The organism is Natrinema altunense (genome assembly GCF_000731985.1).
In the GTDB taxonomy this organism is placed as follows: domain Archaea; phylum Halobacteriota; class Halobacteria; order Halobacteriales; family Natrialbaceae; genus Natrinema; species Natrinema altunense.
The window spans coordinates 1-14,015 of record NZ_JNCS01000001.1; the positions used below are offsets into that span (position 1 = coordinate 1).

The following is a 14,015-nucleotide window of genomic DNA, read 5'->3' on the forward strand; positions in this document are numbered from 1 at the left end:
CCCTACGAGGAGGACGCGGCCGAGGAGATGATGGCCGAACTCGAGGACAACGTCCGCGACGCCGGCATCGACTTTTCGGACCCGACGACGGGCGATCAAGGGATCGTCCACGTCATCGGACCGGAGCAGGGCCTGACCCAGCCCGGCAAGACGATCGTCTGTGGCGACAGCCACACCTCCACCCACGGCGCGTTCGGCGCGCTGGCGTTCGGTATCGGGACCTCCCAGATCCGCGACGTGCTCGCGACGGGTACCGTCGCGATGGAGAAACAGAAGGTCCGCAAGATCCAGGTCGACGGCGAACTCGGCGACGGCGTCGAAGCGAAGGACGTCATCCTCGAGATCATCCGGCGCCTGGGCACCGAGGGCGGCGTCGGCTACGTCTACGAGTACGCCGGCGAGGCCATCGAGTCGCTGGGCATGGAAGGGCGGATGTCCATCTGTAACATGTCCATCGAGGGCGGCGCTCGCGCGGGCTACGTCAACCCCGACGAGACCACCTACGAGTGGCTGCAAGAGACGGACTACTTCCAGGAAAACCCCGAGCGGTTCGAGGAACTCAAGCCCTACTGGGAGTCAATTAGATCCGACGAGGACGCCGACTACGACGATATCGTCCACATCGACGCCGACGAACTCGAGCCGGTCGTCACCTGGGGGACCACGCCCGGGCAGGGGATCGGCATCACGGATCCGATCCCGGAGCCGGAATCGCTGCCCGCGGAGAAACAGGACACCGCGCGACGCGCGCAGGAACACATGCGCGTCGAGCCCGGCGACACGATGGAAGGCTACGACATCGACGTGGCCTTCCTCGGTTCCTGTACCAACGCCCGCCTGCCGGACCTGCGACGCGCCGCCCGGATCGTCGAGGGCCGCGAGGTCGCCGACGACGTCCGCGCGATGGTCGTCCCCGGCAGCCAGCGCGTCCAGGAGGCCGCCGAAGAGGAAGGGCTGAAGGACACCTTCGAGGACGCCGGCTTCGAGTGGCGCAACGCCGGCTGTTCGATGTGTCTGGGCATGAACGAGGACCAGCTCGAGGGCGACGAGGCCTGTGCTTCCTCCTCGAACCGGAACTTCGTCGGCCGACAGGGCTCAAAGGACGGGCGGACCGTCCTGATGAACCCGCGGATGGTCGCGGCGGCAGCGATCACCGGGGAAGTCTCCGACGTGCGCGATCTGAAGGAGGTGACCTCGGTATGACCGACGAGGTCGAGATTCCGGCAGTCGACTCCGTTTCGGGGTCGGGCGTCCCGATCCGGGGCAACGACATCGACACCGACCAGATCATTCCCGCCCGGTTCATGAAGGTCGTCACCTTCGACGGGCTGGGCGAGTTCGCGTTCTTCGATCTGCGATTCGACGACGACGACACCCAGAAAGAGCACCCGTTCAACGAGGCCCGCTATCAGGACTCCTCGGTGATGGTCGTCAATTCGAACTTCGGCTGTGGCTCCTCGCGCGAGCACGCCCCGCAGGCGCTGATGCGCTGGGGGATCGACGCGATCATCGGCGAGAGCTTCGCCGAGATCTTCGCGGGCAACTGTCTGGCTCTGGGGATTCCGACCGTCACGGCCGACAGCGAGACCATCGCGGACCTCCAGGACTGGGTCGACGCGAACCCCGACGGCGAACTCGAGATCGACATCGAGGCCGAGGAAGTGACCTACGGGGACGAGACGATCGCCGTCACCGTCGACGACGCCCAGCGGAAGGCCCTCGTCGAGGGCGTCTGGGACACGACGGCGCTGATGAAGTCCAACGCGGACGCAGTCCGCGACACGGCTCGAGCGCTGCCCTACGTCGACGACGCGGCGATTCCCGACGCGGAGTAGTCTCGCATCTCACCCGCTCGAGTGCGGTTTTTGATCGAGACACACTTCGGCCGACTCGGGCAGACTGGGGTCGTTTCTTTTCGAGCGGCTCGAATTCCGCAACATGAACTCCGTGCGGGTGTACAGAAGCGTGTTAGCGGCATGAAGGGATGTGACTCTCCTCGGTGATTTCGCCTGCAGTCTCACCGCGAAGTTGTCGGGTCTTCATCTCGTCCCCGGAGCGACGAATCCGAGTCAACCAGTCAACATCCTAATGTTCTTTAGGATAGATTGCGTACCACGCGAATGCGCACGAAAGTGCGCCGAGCCGGAGTGCCTAGGACCAACTATCACTCCGGCTCGTACACCGCGCCCCCGCAAAGCGGGAGCAATCCACCATTGGCGTTGGCGAAATAAAGACCTGCCGACGTCCGCCGACCAGCCGCTCCTGTCGTCGACTCGCTCGCTGGGTTGTCTCCGCCGCGTCGGGGCCACACCGAACAAACCATGGTCTCGAACATCACCATCCACTGCACTTGTGGGACAGACATCCGTATCGAGAAGTCAACTGACCCGGCCGCGTGTCCGGACTGCGAGACGACGTTCGAACTCACGCTCGTCGAACACTCCGTCGATCACCATGCATCCAGCACTCGCTACGGCACTCAGGTCTATCGCGGCCCGTGAGGGCTGCGATCGATCGGCCTTGCCACCGCTGTACGAGGCCGTCGATCCCGAGGCCCTGACCGCCGTCCTCGAGTCGAACGCGGACGTCTCCGTTCGCTTCGCGTATGGTGACTACCGCGTCATACTCGGCCCGGGTCCCGACGAGGTGACGGTGATCGACCGGGCGCAGTAACGGGTCGGTCGGAATCGCCGGCCGATTACACGTTTCACTCGGGTCGGCTTTCCACAGCGTGTTGATGCCCGACCGTGAGGGTTTTCCGTCCCACCGATATCAATCGGCCTCGAGTATCTCCCCCGCCGCTCTTCGCGGCCGCCCGGTATGACATCGCAGCGGTTCTGTTGCTGGCCACGGCCACCGTTCCCGTAGAGGGTGGTGGCCGACCGCGCGAAACGATCTGGCGGCCGTCGCTGCGATCTTGCAGGGGCTGGTCGTCGTCTGCTTCGCCCTGCTCTCCCGTCGGCGCGACGGACCCCGACTCGAGACCGATAGCTGACGGTCGATTCGCCCCAACAGTGGCCGACCTCTCGCCGCCGGTATCGATACTCTCTTTTCGGCCCCCCAATGATGAGTGAGTATGACTCACGAAATCGCCGTCATTCCGGGCGACGGGATCGGACGGGAAGTGACACCCGCTGCGGTCGACGTGCTCGAGGCCCTCGAGATCGACTTCGAGTTCGTCGAGGCCGACGCTGGCGACGCGGTACGGGAGGAGACCGGCGAGGCGCTGCCCCAGGAGACCTACGATCTCGCGGCGTCGGCCGACGCGACGCTGTTCGGCGCGGCCGGCGACACCGCGGCGGACGTCATCCTGCCACTTCGCACCGCGGTCGACTCGTTCGTCAACGTCCGCCCCGCCAAGGCCTATCCCGGTATCGACGCGGTGCGTCCCGAGACGGACCTGGTCTTCCTTCGGGAGAACACCGAGGGCGTCTACGCGGGCCACGAGGACCGCCTGACGCAGGACGTCTCGACGCTCACCCGCGTCGTCACGGAGTCGGCCTCGGAACGGCTCGCCGAGTTCGCCTGCGAGTACGTCGACGGCGACGACCACGACGGCTTCTCGATCGTTCACAAGGCGAACGTCATGCGCGAGACGGACGGCCTCTTCCGCGATACCGTCACGTCGGTCGCGGACGAGCACGGGGTCGAGACCGATCAGGTGCTGATGGACGCCTTCGCGACGCGGGTCTGTCTGGACCCCGAACAGTTCGACGTGGTCGTCTGCCCGAACCTCGCGGGCGACGTCCTCTCGGACCTCGCGGCCGGCCTCGTCGGCGGCCTCGGTCTCCTCCCCAGTGCCAACGTCGGCCCCGACCGCGCCCTGTTCGAACCCGTCCACGGCACCGCACCCGACATCGCCGGACAGGGGATCGCAAACCCCGCCGCGACGATCGTTTCCGCCGCGATGCTGCTCGAGTATCTCGGCTACGACGAGGAGAGCGCGGCCGTCCACGAGGCCGTCGAGGCGACGCTCGAGAACGGACCGCGGACGCCGGACCTGGGCGGCGACGCCTCGACCGCGGACGTGACCGCAGCGATCATCGACCGGCTGTAAGCGACGGCTCGCTCGCCGTTTTTTAGTGGCTCGCCGCCGCCGAAACGAGTATGGATCGGAACGACAGGGCGGTGACCGCCTTTGCCATGCTCGGCCACGCCGTGTTCCACACCTACGAACTGGTGATCCCGATCTTCGTCGTCAGTTGGCTCGAGGCGTTCTCGACGACGACCGCGTTTCTGGGCGTTGTGCTCGGTGCGAGCTACGCCCTGATCGGTGTCGGCGCGCTCCCGACGGGACTGCTGGCAGACCGGGTCAGTTCCAAGCGGCTCATCCTCGCCTGTCTACTCGGGATGGGCGGCGCCTTCGCGCTCGTCGCTGCCGCCCCGACCGTCGCCGTCCTGACGGTCGGACTGCTGCTGTGGGGCGCGGCGGCGAGCCTCTATCATCCGGCGGGTCTGGCGCTGCTCAGCCGCGGGACGAAAGAACGGGGCACCGCATTCGCCTATCACGGCGCTGCGGGCAACGTCGGCGTCGCGACCGGGCCGTTGTTCGCGGCGGTCCTGCTGGCGTTCGTCGACTGGCGGACCGTCGCCGCCCTGCTCCTGGTGCCGGTCCTCCTCGCGGCGGTCGTCGGGGCGCGACTGGAATTCGACGAGACCGCCGGGACCTCGGCTCGCGGCACGGACGACGCCGCCACGGCTGGCGAGGGGCCGAGCGGCCTCGCGGCGTTTCTCACCGGCTCGCGGCGGCTGTTTACCGTCGGCTTCGGCCTCGTCTTCGCGATCGGGGTCCTCTACGGCGTCGCCTACCGGGCGGCGTTCACCTTCTTACCGGACATCCTGGCGGCTCTGCCGCTGCTCGACCCGATCACGTTCGTCGACCGCTCGTTCGAACCCAGCCAGTACGTCTACTCGGGGCTCCTGCTCGTCGGCGGGGTCGGCCAGTACGTCGGCGGGAAACTCGTCGACCGCGCGCGACTCGAGACCGTCCTCCTGGGCGGCTACGCCGCTTTGGCCGCCATCGCGCTCGCGTTCGTGCCGTCGACGAACGCGGGGCTGGCCCCGCTGTTGGTCGTCGCAGGCGTCCTCGGATTCCTCACCTTCATGATCGCGCCGATCAATCAGGAAGCGATCTCGACGTACACGCCGGCCGACGCGAGGGGACTCTCCTTCGGCTACACGTACACCGCGATCTTCGGGGTCGGCGCGCTCGGGTCGTCGCTCGCGGGTCTGATTCTGACGCGCTCGACGCCGACGGCGCTGTTCGTCGTCGTCGCCGCCTGCGCCGTGATCGCCGCTGCCATCGGCGGGACGCTCCGTCGTCGCTCCGCTCGACGGCCTCGAGACGGCGTCACCGCGGACGATTGAGTCGGCGCAGTCGGATCGACCGAACGGCTCGACGACCGAGTCTCGGCCCGAGAGTTATCAGGGGAGCCGTAGTACCGGCGGCCATGTCTCGAGACGACACCCTCGCCGGGGTCGACTCACGAATCGTCGACACCGGCCGCCTCGACACTCACTTCCTCGAGTCGGGCGGTAACGATCGGGCCACCGACGGTGGCCGGACGATCGTCTGTCTCCACGGCAACGTCTCGTCCTCGCGGTTCTTCGAGGACGTACTGGCGGCGCTTCCGGGGCGTCACCGCGCGATCGCGCCCGATCTACGAGGGTTCGGTGATTCGGAGCCGAAACCGATCGACGCGACGAACGGCCTCGGCGACTTCGTGGCCGACGTTCGTGCGCTGGTCGCCGAACTCGGCCTCGAGAACCCCGTCGTCCTCGTCGGCTGGTCCAACGGCGGCGGGGTCGCCATGCGGTACGCGATCGACCACCCCGATGACGTCGCCGAACTCGTGCTCGTCAACCCGCTCTCGCCGTACGGCTTCGGCGGGACGAAGGACATCGAGGGGACACCCTGTTTCGACGATTACGCCGGTTCCGGCGGCGGGATCGGTAACGACGGGTTCGTCGCGGGGTTGGCGAACCGCGACCGGAGCGAGGAGGGTCGGACCGCGCCGCGAAAGGTACTGCGAACCTACTACGTCGATCCGACCCACGAGTTCGACGACGACCGTGAGGAATCGTATCTGACGGGGATGCTCGACACGGCGACCGGTGACGAGCACTATCCGGGCTCGTGCGAGCCGAGCGACAACTGGCCCGGCATCGCACCGGGTGAAACCGGCGTGAACAACGCCATCTCGCCCAAATACTGCGATCTCGAGGCGATCACCGAGATCGATCCCGACGAGAAGCCGCCGGTACTGTGGATCCGTGGCGATTCGGACCAGATCGTCTCGAACGCGTCCCTGTTCGATCTCGGGACGCTCGGCCGAATGGGTGAACTCCCGGACTGGCCCGGCGAGGACGTCTTTCCGCCCCAGCCGATGGTCGACCAGACCCGCGCCGTCCTCGAGACCTACGCGGATCGCGGCGGTGAGTTCGAGGAGGTCGTCTTCGGCAACACGGGGCATACACCGCATCTCGAGGTCCCCGGCGACTTCATGGATCGACTCGAGGCCGTCCTGCACGGCTGATGGGGACACGAACCCGCCCCCGTTCGGACGTGCCGTCCGGCGCTACGGTCGGGCGTTTCGCGCCGGAGCCGCGTCCCGTTCCGTTTCCGCTTCCGCTTCGTCGGTCGCTCCCTCACTGCGCATCGATCGCAGCGTCGACAGGCCGCCGTTTCGGGTCACCCCTTTCGAGATTCTGACGCCGTCGAACGTGCCCTCCCAGCGACTGTCGTTCGCGCCGAGATGGTCCATGTAGTACGCGAACGCACCGAGCCACAGGAGGACGGCCGTGAGTACGAGGAAGGCGACCCCCGAGACGATCGGGGACGGGCCGACCGCGCCGACCGCGATGCCGGCGACGACGTAGACGAACGCGGCGATCACCATGAGAACGGTGATCGTCGCGAACATGTCGTTGACGGCCGTCACCCGGGCGTTGTACTCGATCCAGCGCCCGTAGCTGCGGAGCAGTCGCACGTCGAACCGATCCGCGTCGGCCGCGTGATCGGCTCGAGCCGTCGCGAGAGCGACGTCGACCGCATCGCCGTCGATCCCGCCCCTGAGGTTCGAGGCGGTGTACGTCACGCCGGCGAGTCCCGTCGACGCCAGCAGGAGGAGCGCGCTGGCGATCGTAAAGAGGTTGATGAAGGGACCCACGTCGAGTTGCGTCTGGACGACGATCGAACCGCCCGTGACGACCAGCCCGATCAACAGGAGGTTCGCCTTCAGGATCTCGATCGCCTTCTCGTCGATCTCTTGGATGCGCTCGACCTGATAGTCGAACGTGGTTCGAAGTTCCTCGCGGGCCAGTTCGAGGGTCTCTCGGTCGAGGTCATCCCCTGCCATCGTCGATCCGTTGGGATCGGGCTTCCCGTCGTCCCGACTATTCATCGGTCATCGTTTTTCACCCCGATGGTAAATAACCGCCTCCGATCCCGATCGAACCACCGCTTTCCGGACGGAGTCGATTTCAGGCGATCTCGAGGGCGTCCCGGTCGGCCCCCGCCAGTTCGACCAGTGCGTCGGCCTCGAGCAGGTGACACTCGCCCGGGACGACGAGTAGATGCAGCGGCTCGCCGAAGTCCCGGTTCGTCAGTTCGGACATCGTCCCGGCCTCGACGAGCGGATCGGGGCTGCCCGCGCGGGCGACGACGACGCCCACGAGGTCGGGATACTCCTCGGCGAGCAGTGTTGCACCCGTGTCGGCGGTCATGTACTCCTCTCGTTCCGTCTTGATATCCAGATAGACGACCGTGTGCAGGCCGTCGGCCCGGTTATCGTCGATCGTCTCCGTCACGCTCGCGGGGAGGCCATCGGCCCCGTGGGCGTAGGGAAACGGCAGCGTCGTCGCTTTTCCGAAGCGGTAGTTCTGCAGGCCGGTCAGCGCGCTGGTGGCCGTCTGGGCGGTGACGCCGTGGATCACGCGGGTCTCGATCCCGCGGTCGTGGGCCCGCAGGCGGAGGTCGACGTGAGTCGTCGAGATCATCGTGTCGCCCGCGGTGAGGAACGCGACATCCTCGCGCTCGGCCGCCTCGAGCATGTCGTCCGGGTGTTGTTCGACGCCGGCGCGGTCCCGCACCTCGATCTCGGTGTCGTGGGCGGACTCGAGGTCCTCGATGGTCGTCCCGATCAGCTTGCTGGTGTAGAACTCGGCGTAGACCCGGTCGGCCGCTCGAAGCGCCTCCCGTCCCTCGACAGTGATCGAGCGCTCGTCGTAGAGACCGAGACCGATGAAGGTGAGCATAGGCGGTCGTACTGCCAGCACTCGGAATACCCTTTCGAGACGACTTACGACCCCGGCGTTCGGACTCGCTCGTTAGTCGCCGACGGTTGCAACCGCCTCGATCTCGACCAGATGGGCCGGGTCGATCAACCGCTGTACTTCGACCATGCTACACGCTGGACGAACGTCGGCGAAGAACTCCCACTCGGTCCCGCTCGAAACGGTCTCTCTGTCCATGTGGTGGTTCCGAGACGAACAATGAAAACATCCGTCATACGGCATGGCTGCGCTCGTCCTCGATGGACGGGTGCTTCGAATCAGAAGCCGATGTGCGATGTCGATGCGGGACCGTCGTCGCTCTCGTCGTCCCCGTCGATGCCACCCTCGTGGGCGAAGGTTACGGCATCGTCGGTCAGGTAGACGGTTCCATCGTCGACGGTAATATCGACGGACGGCAAGGTCGTCTCGGCCGCTTCGCCGTTGTCGCAGTGGCCCGAACAGGCGTCGAACATCGAGCCGTGTTTCGGGCAGATGAGCTGGCCGTCGCGCATCGCGACGCCACGTCCCGTATCGAACCGCTGGGCTTCGTGGGTGCAGCGATTGATCCACGCTTCGACACCGTCCTCGCAGGGAACGAGAATCACTTCGTCGGGCTCGCCGTACTGGTCTCGAACCGTGAACAGCCACGAACGGTTCTCGTGGACCGTCTCGACGGTCGTCAATGGTGTTCGAACACTCATCTCGAGCGAACAGTATGGGCGGCCACTATAGTAGCCACTGAAAGTCATTGCACACCTGATCGCACGAGGGCGTCGCGATCAGTGTGTGAATCGTTTCAGTGGCTACTATAGAAAACGATCCCGGCGACACACCACGACGACCTGGCTCCGGTCGCTCACTCGCCCTCGATTTCCCGTGCCGCCTGCCGGATCAGGTCGTCGTCGATGTGCTCGAGCAGTCGTTTCTGCCCGCGCTCGGTCCGGCGTTCGATCTCGTCCGCGGAGAGATGCGTTGCGAGCCTGCGGTCGACCTCCCGCTCGCGGAGTTCGGCGAGTCGCGCCGCCTCGAGGTCGTGATCGTCGGGCAATCGCTCGTCGAAGCGCTCGCCCAACTGCTCGCGGTCGCTCCGCTCGTCGTCGAGTTCCGCCGCTCGACGCATCCAATCGTAGTGGTTCGCTAGCGGGTCGGGGTAGCCCCGCTCCCGTCGAACGGCCTCGACCACGGTGATTCCCACGCGCGTGCCGCGTCCGGCGGCCATACTCGCCTGGTAACCGGTCTCTCCGTACGGTGACGCGACGAAGAGCCCGTCGACCGGCGTGGTCCCGTCGCGCTCGGCGTAGCTCTTGTCGAAGTGCTCGCGTTCCTCGCCGTCGTACTCGAACGTCTCGAACATCGCCGTCTCGTCGTCGAGCCCGCGCATGTACTCGCCGTCGTAGCGCGTTGCCGCGATCACCCGCCGAGCGGTGACCCGATCCCCGTCCTGCGTACGAACGCGGAACCCCTGCCGATCCTCGGCGCGCTCGAGTGACTCGACGAGGTCGGCGACGATCTCACACCCCGCCTGCTCGGCGTGGTCGTGTATCAGTCCGTACAGCGTCTCGATGTCGATCCCCGCCGGGAAGCCGAGGTAGTTCTCGAGGTAGGCACAGCGCCGAATCGAGGACCGCCCGCGGTCGAAGACGACCGTGTCCAGACCGTATCGGGCGGTGAAAACGCCGGCTGCACAGCCCGCGGGACCGCCGCCGATCACGACGACGTCGTGATCGAACGCCGCCGCCGTGTGGCTCGTCTCCGACGACCTCATCGCTCGAACGCTCCGGTGACGATATCTGCGACCCGCTGGCGGTCGAACAGCCGTTCGTCCCCGAACTCCTCGGGGTAGAGGTCACGAACCGCTCGCTCGAGCTGGAAGAGGTGGATGATCGGCCCCTGGTAGGTCAGACCGCCGTAGATGACGCGGTCGTTTTGGACCGCCCGCAGTTCGCTCGCGACGTCGTGGTTCCGGAGGTGTGAGACGATCTCGTCCTCGAAGTACGCCTGCGTGATTTCGCCTTGCATCCTGATCGCGATGGCGTCCGGATCGATCTCCAACAGCGTTTCGTAGTCGATGATGCCACCGCCAGCCTGTGCGTCCGCGATGCCGTTCCGAGCGAGACTATCTCCGACGTTCAGGTCGTTCCAGTGTTTGGACTGCGTCCCGGAGCCGATCAGGTACGGGTAGAACGATTCCGGCGGCACCTCGGCCGGGTAGAGAACCGCAATGTTCGGCGTTTCGTCCGGAATCCGTGCTCGAACGGCGGCGAGCACGTCGTCGTGATACTCCTTGAAGGCCTCGTACCGTGCCTGCTCCTGGAACACGTCCGCGACCGTTTCGAACGCCTCGTACATCGTGTAGGCCGTGTAGTCGTGCCAGTCGTAGGCGCGAGAGAAGATCGTGTTACCGACGAACGGCGCGACGGTCTCTCGGATCTCGTCGACGTCGGCCCGACTCCACTGGAGGCGATTCACCATGAAGTTCGGGTCGATGAGGTGGACGTCGGCCCCGAGTTCGTAGAAGATCTCTTTGCCGGTACCGTCCTGATAGAGTTCGACGAGGTCGTTCTCGTCGACGGAAACGCCCGGTAGCTCGTCGTATACGTGCGCTGCGAACCGGGCGCGGACGCCGATGGCTGCCAGTCCGTCGCCCTGGCCGAGTGCGACGCCCATGTCCGCGTAATCGCCCGTGTAAGGGACCCACGTTTCGGGAACCGCGTCGAACTCGACGGTGCCGACGGGCTCCATCGTCACCGAGTACGATCCGTCCGTGTCCTCGGATGATTCCGTTCCCGGATCGCCCGTACAGCCAGCGAGCAGTCCCCCGCCGAGTACGGTGCCACCGTATTCCAGTGCATCTCTGCGCGTCGGTCCCGCAGTCGTCTCGTCGGTCTCTCTCATAGATCGCTCCCTTCATTACCGATGGTCGTCCTGCCGGTACTCGAACCGCCGATTGGCCTCACGGAGGCGGAACGGTTGCCGCCCTTTCCGTCCGAGACGACCCGGGGATCCGAACGTGTGCGGGCTCGAGACGACTCTCCGTCCTCGTCGGCAACCATCAGCTTGCCACAGTCACCGCGACGGACGTGCCACGCCGGCAGGGAGGGACTGTCGTCCTCTTCGGACTCGCGGAAGGCCCGTGTAATCGTCCACTCTCGAGCGCGCATTCACCGTGCCCCCGTGATGATCTCCGCGACCGCCTGGCGGTCGAACAGGTCGTTCTCACTGGTGATGTCGCCGAACGTGTCCGGGTAGAGTTGTTTCGCCCCACGTTCGGTCAGAAAGAGATTGTGGATCGGTCCCTGACGGAGATACCCGCCCCGATAGACACGGCCGTTCCTGACGGCTGTCAGTTCGGTCGCGATGGGGTGGTCTCGCATGTACTCGAGGACCGTTTCACGGAACGCCGACGCTGACTTTTGTTCGTGCCCGCGAACGAGGAGGACGTCGGGATCGATCTCGAGGAGGGCCTCGTAATCGAGCTTGCTGCGGTTCTCGGTGCTGAGATTCTCGATGCCGGTCCCGGTGAGCGCGTCCGCAACGCCGAGATCGTTCCACTGCTTTTTGCTCGTTCCCTCATCATTGAGTCGGTAGGGCGAGAACGTTTCCGGTTCGTCCGTTCCCTCGTACGTCAGCAGGACGTTCGGGCGCTCGTCCGCGGGCGGCATTCGCGACTGAACGTCGGCGATAAATTCGTCGTGAAGTCGTTTGAGAGCCTCGAACCGCTCTCTCTCCTGAAACAGTGTCGCCATCTTTTCGAACGCCTGGTACAGCGTGTAGTACCGGTACTCGTGCCAACTGTCGGACTGTCTGAAAATCATGTTCCCGACGAACGGGCCGACGGCTTCGCTGAGTTCGTCGATATCGGATCGGTCCCAGTCGAACCAGTTGCGTAGCATTCCAGTGTCGATGAGATGGACGTCGTTGTCCATCTCGTAGAACAGTTCTTTGTCCATCTCCGCCTCGACCAAGTCGTTCGTCGCGATCCGCTCGCGATCGACGCTCACTCCCGGGAGTTCGTCGTAGATATCGGTATAGTACTCACTGGCCTGACCGATCCCGGTCATTCCGTCCGCCTGCCCCAGCGCAACGCCCATATCGGCGTAATCCCCGCCGTACGGAACCCATTTCGTCGGGACGGATTCGAACGTCACCTCGCCCATCGGTTCCATCGTCACCGAGTGCGAGCCGTTCTTGGATGAGGCAGGCTGTTCGCTCTGGCCAACGAGGTCCGAACAGCCCGCGAGGGAAACGCTGGCAACGAGCGCCCCGCCGTATTGTAGTGCGTCTCTGCGCGTCGGGACCGCGGTCGTGCTAGTGCTTTCGTCGGTCATGCGTTGCTGTCTCCAGTGATAATGTCGGCAACCGCTTGTCGGTCGAACAACTGTTCGTCCGCGGGAATCTCGGGATACGGACCCTCCGTATAGGTCGGCCACTCGCCGAACTCCTCGGGATAGAGCTGTTTGGCCGTCATCTCGAGTTGAAACAGGTTCAGGATCGGCCCTTGATACCGCGCCCCCTGAGCGTGGATTCGACCGGCTTCGACCGCGGAGAGTTGCTGTCCGACAGCGTGGGTCCGTAGCCCTGCTCGGATCCCGGGTATATCCGTTTCTGGGTGCATCCCGCCCAGCGTGAGGATGACGTCCGGATCCGCCTCGAGCAGCATCTCCATGTCGACTGCGTCACCGGAGGACACCTCGTCACCGAAGGCATCGGTCGGCGCGAGCGGTCGGACGTGTGCGGTCAGGAAGCCGGGCGTATCAACAGTATAAACGTACGGACTCTCGACGTCGCTGAACCCAGCCAGCACCGCGGTCGGACGGTCGCGTTCCGGGGGGAGGTTTTCTTCGATCGTCTCCAGCAGGTTCGTGTGGATCGTCGAGAGCGCCTCGTACCGTGACTCCTCTTGGAATACCGTTGCGACCTTCTCGAACATCTCCCAGAGGGTGTAATACTGGTAGCGGTCGACCCAGTCGGCTGGCGGCTGGTCGCGTCTATCGCTGAATTTGTTACCGAACCACGGAGAAATGCGTTCTCGTACCTCCTCGATGTCCTCGGCGTCCCAGCTATCGAGAGCAGCCACGCTCGCCGGGTCGGCGAGATGAATATCGCTGTCGAGTTGGTAGAGCGTCTCCTTGTCCGGTTCCCAGGACGAGTACAACCCGCTCCAATCCACCGTGACACCGGGTAGTCGGTCAGTGAATTGGGCCCACAATCGATCGTAGTACTCGGGCGCATGCATCGCGTTCACGTCGTCCCCGCGTCCGAGGGCGAACGCCATCCCGGCCAGATGGCTCAGTCGCGTGAATATGCTCACCGGCGGCGAGTCGAACCCGACGGCTCCCATCGGGGCCATTGTGACCGAATACGATCCGCCACTGGACGGTCCCGCAGTCTCGTCCCCGTTGCTCTGACCGGCTAGATCCGAACATCCCGAGAGGGTGACTCCGGCTGTGAGCGTCATGCCGTATTTTAGTGCATCTCTGCGCGTCGGTGGCTCGCGTCTCGTTTCGCCTCCCATTACTTTTTAGGCCCACCTAAAAACTAATAAGCGCTCTGTTTTAGGATAGCCTAAGGATTGGTTCGCGACCGATTTCCACGAGAGCGGATCGACGACCCTTTCGGAAGGACCGATAATCTCGACGGCTGTGTGCTCTACAGTGTGGCAGACGGCTCTGCGATGCGAGCAGTTCTTCGTGGTGTTTCGCTCGATGACCCGTCCACCTATCAGCGAAACGACCGTATTG

At 65.0% G+C, this 14,015-nt stretch carries 13 protein-coding genes and 2 pseudogenes; 7 read left to right on the top strand and 8 right to left on the bottom strand.

Translation table 11 applies throughout. From position 1 onward, the window contains the following. The 7 genes and pseudogenes from ALTAJ2_RS00005 to ALTAJ2_RS00035 all read left to right on the top strand — a co-directional run. Positions 1–1,203 (top strand): 3-isopropylmalate dehydratase large subunit (locus tag ALTAJ2_RS00005; RefSeq protein ID WP_050031402.1); only part of this gene is annotated, 1,203 nt, incomplete at its 5' end. Then, on the top strand, positions 1,200–1,835 hold the full coding sequence (leuD, locus tag ALTAJ2_RS00010) for a 3-isopropylmalate dehydratase small subunit (RefSeq protein WP_007108924.1): 636 nt from the start codon (positions 1,200–1,202) through the stop codon (positions 1,833–1,835). The genes ALTAJ2_RS00005 and leuD, both read left to right, overlap by 4 nt. 619 nt (positions 1,836–2,454) lie before the next feature. Beyond that, positions 2,455–2,673, top strand: coding sequence for a HalOD1 output domain-containing protein (locus ALTAJ2_RS00020; RefSeq protein WP_049900130.1), 219 nt, complete (start codon positions 2,455–2,457; stop codon positions 2,671–2,673). Positions 2,674–2,769: 96 nt separating this feature from the next. Next, positions 2,770–2,980: pseudogene (locus ALTAJ2_RS19965) on the top strand (DMT family transporter); the annotation flags it as partial. A gap of 96 nt (positions 2,981–3,076) precedes the next feature. Continuing rightward, positions 3,077–4,057: a 3-isopropylmalate dehydrogenase gene (gene leuB / locus ALTAJ2_RS00025; protein WP_007108921.1), complete on the top strand. Its 981-nt coding sequence runs from the start codon at positions 3,077–3,079 to the stop codon at positions 4,055–4,057. A gap of 50 nt (positions 4,058–4,107) precedes the next feature. Next, positions 4,108–5,367: an MFS transporter gene (locus ALTAJ2_RS00030; RefSeq protein ID WP_007108920.1), complete on the top strand. Its 1,260-nt coding sequence runs from the start codon at positions 4,108–4,110 to the stop codon at positions 5,365–5,367. An 83-nt stretch (positions 5,368–5,450) separates the two neighbouring features. Beyond that, positions 5,451–6,536 carry an alpha/beta fold hydrolase gene (locus ALTAJ2_RS00035; RefSeq protein WP_007108919.1) on the top strand — a complete coding sequence of 362 codons (1,086 nt, stop codon included), beginning with the start codon at positions 5,451–5,453 and terminating at the stop codon, positions 6,534–6,536. 42 nt (positions 6,537–6,578) lie between these two features. Here ALTAJ2_RS00035 and ALTAJ2_RS00040 read toward each other — a convergent pair whose 3' ends face one another. The 8 genes and pseudogenes from ALTAJ2_RS00040 to ALTAJ2_RS00070 all read right to left on the bottom strand — a co-directional run bounded on the left by ALTAJ2_RS00040 (position 6,579) and on the right by ALTAJ2_RS00070 (position 13,615). After that, the gene (locus ALTAJ2_RS00040) at positions 6,579–7,403 is read right to left on the bottom strand and encodes a hypothetical protein (RefSeq protein WP_007108918.1); all 825 of its coding nucleotides are present in this window, start codon (positions 7,401–7,403) and stop codon (positions 6,579–6,581) included. A 79-nt stretch (positions 7,404–7,482) separates the two neighbouring features. Then, on the bottom strand, positions 7,483–8,256 hold the full coding sequence (gene dph5, locus ALTAJ2_RS00045) for a diphthine synthase (RefSeq protein ID WP_007108917.1): 774 nt from the start codon (positions 8,254–8,256) through the stop codon (positions 7,483–7,485). Between the two features lie 72 nt (positions 8,257–8,328). After that, a pseudogene (locus ALTAJ2_RS19505) lies at positions 8,329–8,436 on the bottom strand (RidA family protein); the annotation flags it as partial. A 116-nt stretch (positions 8,437–8,552) separates the two neighbouring features. Further along, positions 8,553–8,975 carry a Rieske (2Fe-2S) protein gene (locus tag ALTAJ2_RS00050; RefSeq protein WP_049900127.1) on the bottom strand — a complete coding sequence of 141 codons (423 nt, stop codon included), beginning with the start codon at positions 8,973–8,975 and terminating at the stop codon, positions 8,553–8,555. A gap of 155 nt (positions 8,976–9,130) precedes the next feature. Next, positions 9,131–10,039 (bottom strand): FAD-dependent oxidoreductase, encoded by a 909-nt coding sequence (locus ALTAJ2_RS00055; protein ID WP_007108914.1) that lies wholly within the window; start codon positions 10,037–10,039, stop codon positions 9,131–9,133. After that, positions 10,036–11,169 (bottom strand): ABC transporter substrate-binding protein, encoded by a 1,134-nt coding sequence (locus tag ALTAJ2_RS00060; protein ID WP_007108913.1) that lies wholly within the window; start codon positions 11,167–11,169, stop codon positions 10,036–10,038. The genes ALTAJ2_RS00055 and ALTAJ2_RS00060 overlap by 4 nt, the downstream gene beginning before the upstream one ends. A gap of 266 nt (positions 11,170–11,435) precedes the next feature. Then, positions 11,436–12,602 (bottom strand): ABC transporter substrate-binding protein, encoded by a 1,167-nt coding sequence (locus ALTAJ2_RS00065; protein ID WP_049900124.1) that lies wholly within the window; start codon positions 12,600–12,602, stop codon positions 11,436–11,438. Then, positions 12,599–13,615 (bottom strand): ABC transporter substrate-binding protein, encoded by a 1,017-nt coding sequence (locus tag ALTAJ2_RS00070; RefSeq protein WP_007108911.1) that lies wholly within the window; start codon positions 13,613–13,615, stop codon positions 12,599–12,601. Before ALTAJ2_RS00070 ends, ALTAJ2_RS00065 begins: the two co-directional genes overlap by 4 nt. Positions 13,616–14,015: the final 400 nt, after the last annotated feature.

What these genes read in the sequence shown, in the direction of transcription:
- leuD (WP_007108924.1), top strand. Translation starts at nt 1,200, where the DNA reads ATGACCGACGAGGTCGAGATTCCGGCAGTCGACTCCGTTTCGGGGTCG.
- leuB (WP_007108921.1), top strand. Translation starts at nt 3,077, where the DNA reads ATGACTCACGAAATCGCCGTCATTCCGGGCGACGGGATCGGACGGGAA.
- ALTAJ2_RS00065 (WP_049900124.1), bottom strand. Translation starts at nt 12,602, where the DNA reads ATGACCGACGAAAGCACTAGCACGACCGCGGTCCCGACGCGCAGAGAC.
- ALTAJ2_RS00035 (WP_007108919.1), top strand. Translation starts at nt 5,451, where the DNA reads ATGTCTCGAGACGACACCCTCGCCGGGGTCGACTCACGAATCGTCGAC.
- ALTAJ2_RS00020 (WP_049900130.1), top strand. Translation starts at nt 2,455, where the DNA reads ATGCATCCAGCACTCGCTACGGCACTCAGGTCTATCGCGGCCCGTGAG.
- ALTAJ2_RS00070 (WP_007108911.1), bottom strand. Translation starts at nt 13,615, where the DNA reads ATGGGAGCCGTCGGGTTCGACTCGCCGCCGGTGAGCATATTCACGCGA.
- ALTAJ2_RS00040 (WP_007108918.1), bottom strand. Translation starts at nt 7,403, where the DNA reads ATGAATAGTCGGGACGACGGGAAGCCCGATCCCAACGGATCGACGATG.
- ALTAJ2_RS00030 (WP_007108920.1), top strand. Translation starts at nt 4,108, where the DNA reads ATGGATCGGAACGACAGGGCGGTGACCGCCTTTGCCATGCTCGGCCAC.
- ALTAJ2_RS00055 (WP_007108914.1), bottom strand. Translation starts at nt 10,039, where the DNA reads ATGAGGTCGTCGGAGACGAGCCACACGGCGGCGGCGTTCGATCACGAC.
- ALTAJ2_RS00050 (WP_049900127.1), bottom strand. Translation starts at nt 8,975, where the DNA reads ATGAGTGTTCGAACACCATTGACGACCGTCGAGACGGTCCACGAGAAC.
- dph5 (WP_007108917.1), bottom strand. Translation starts at nt 8,256, where the DNA reads ATGCTCACCTTCATCGGTCTCGGTCTCTACGACGAGCGCTCGATCACT.
- ALTAJ2_RS00060 (WP_007108913.1), bottom strand. Translation starts at nt 11,169, where the DNA reads ATGAGAGAGACCGACGAGACGACTGCGGGACCGACGCGCAGAGATGCA.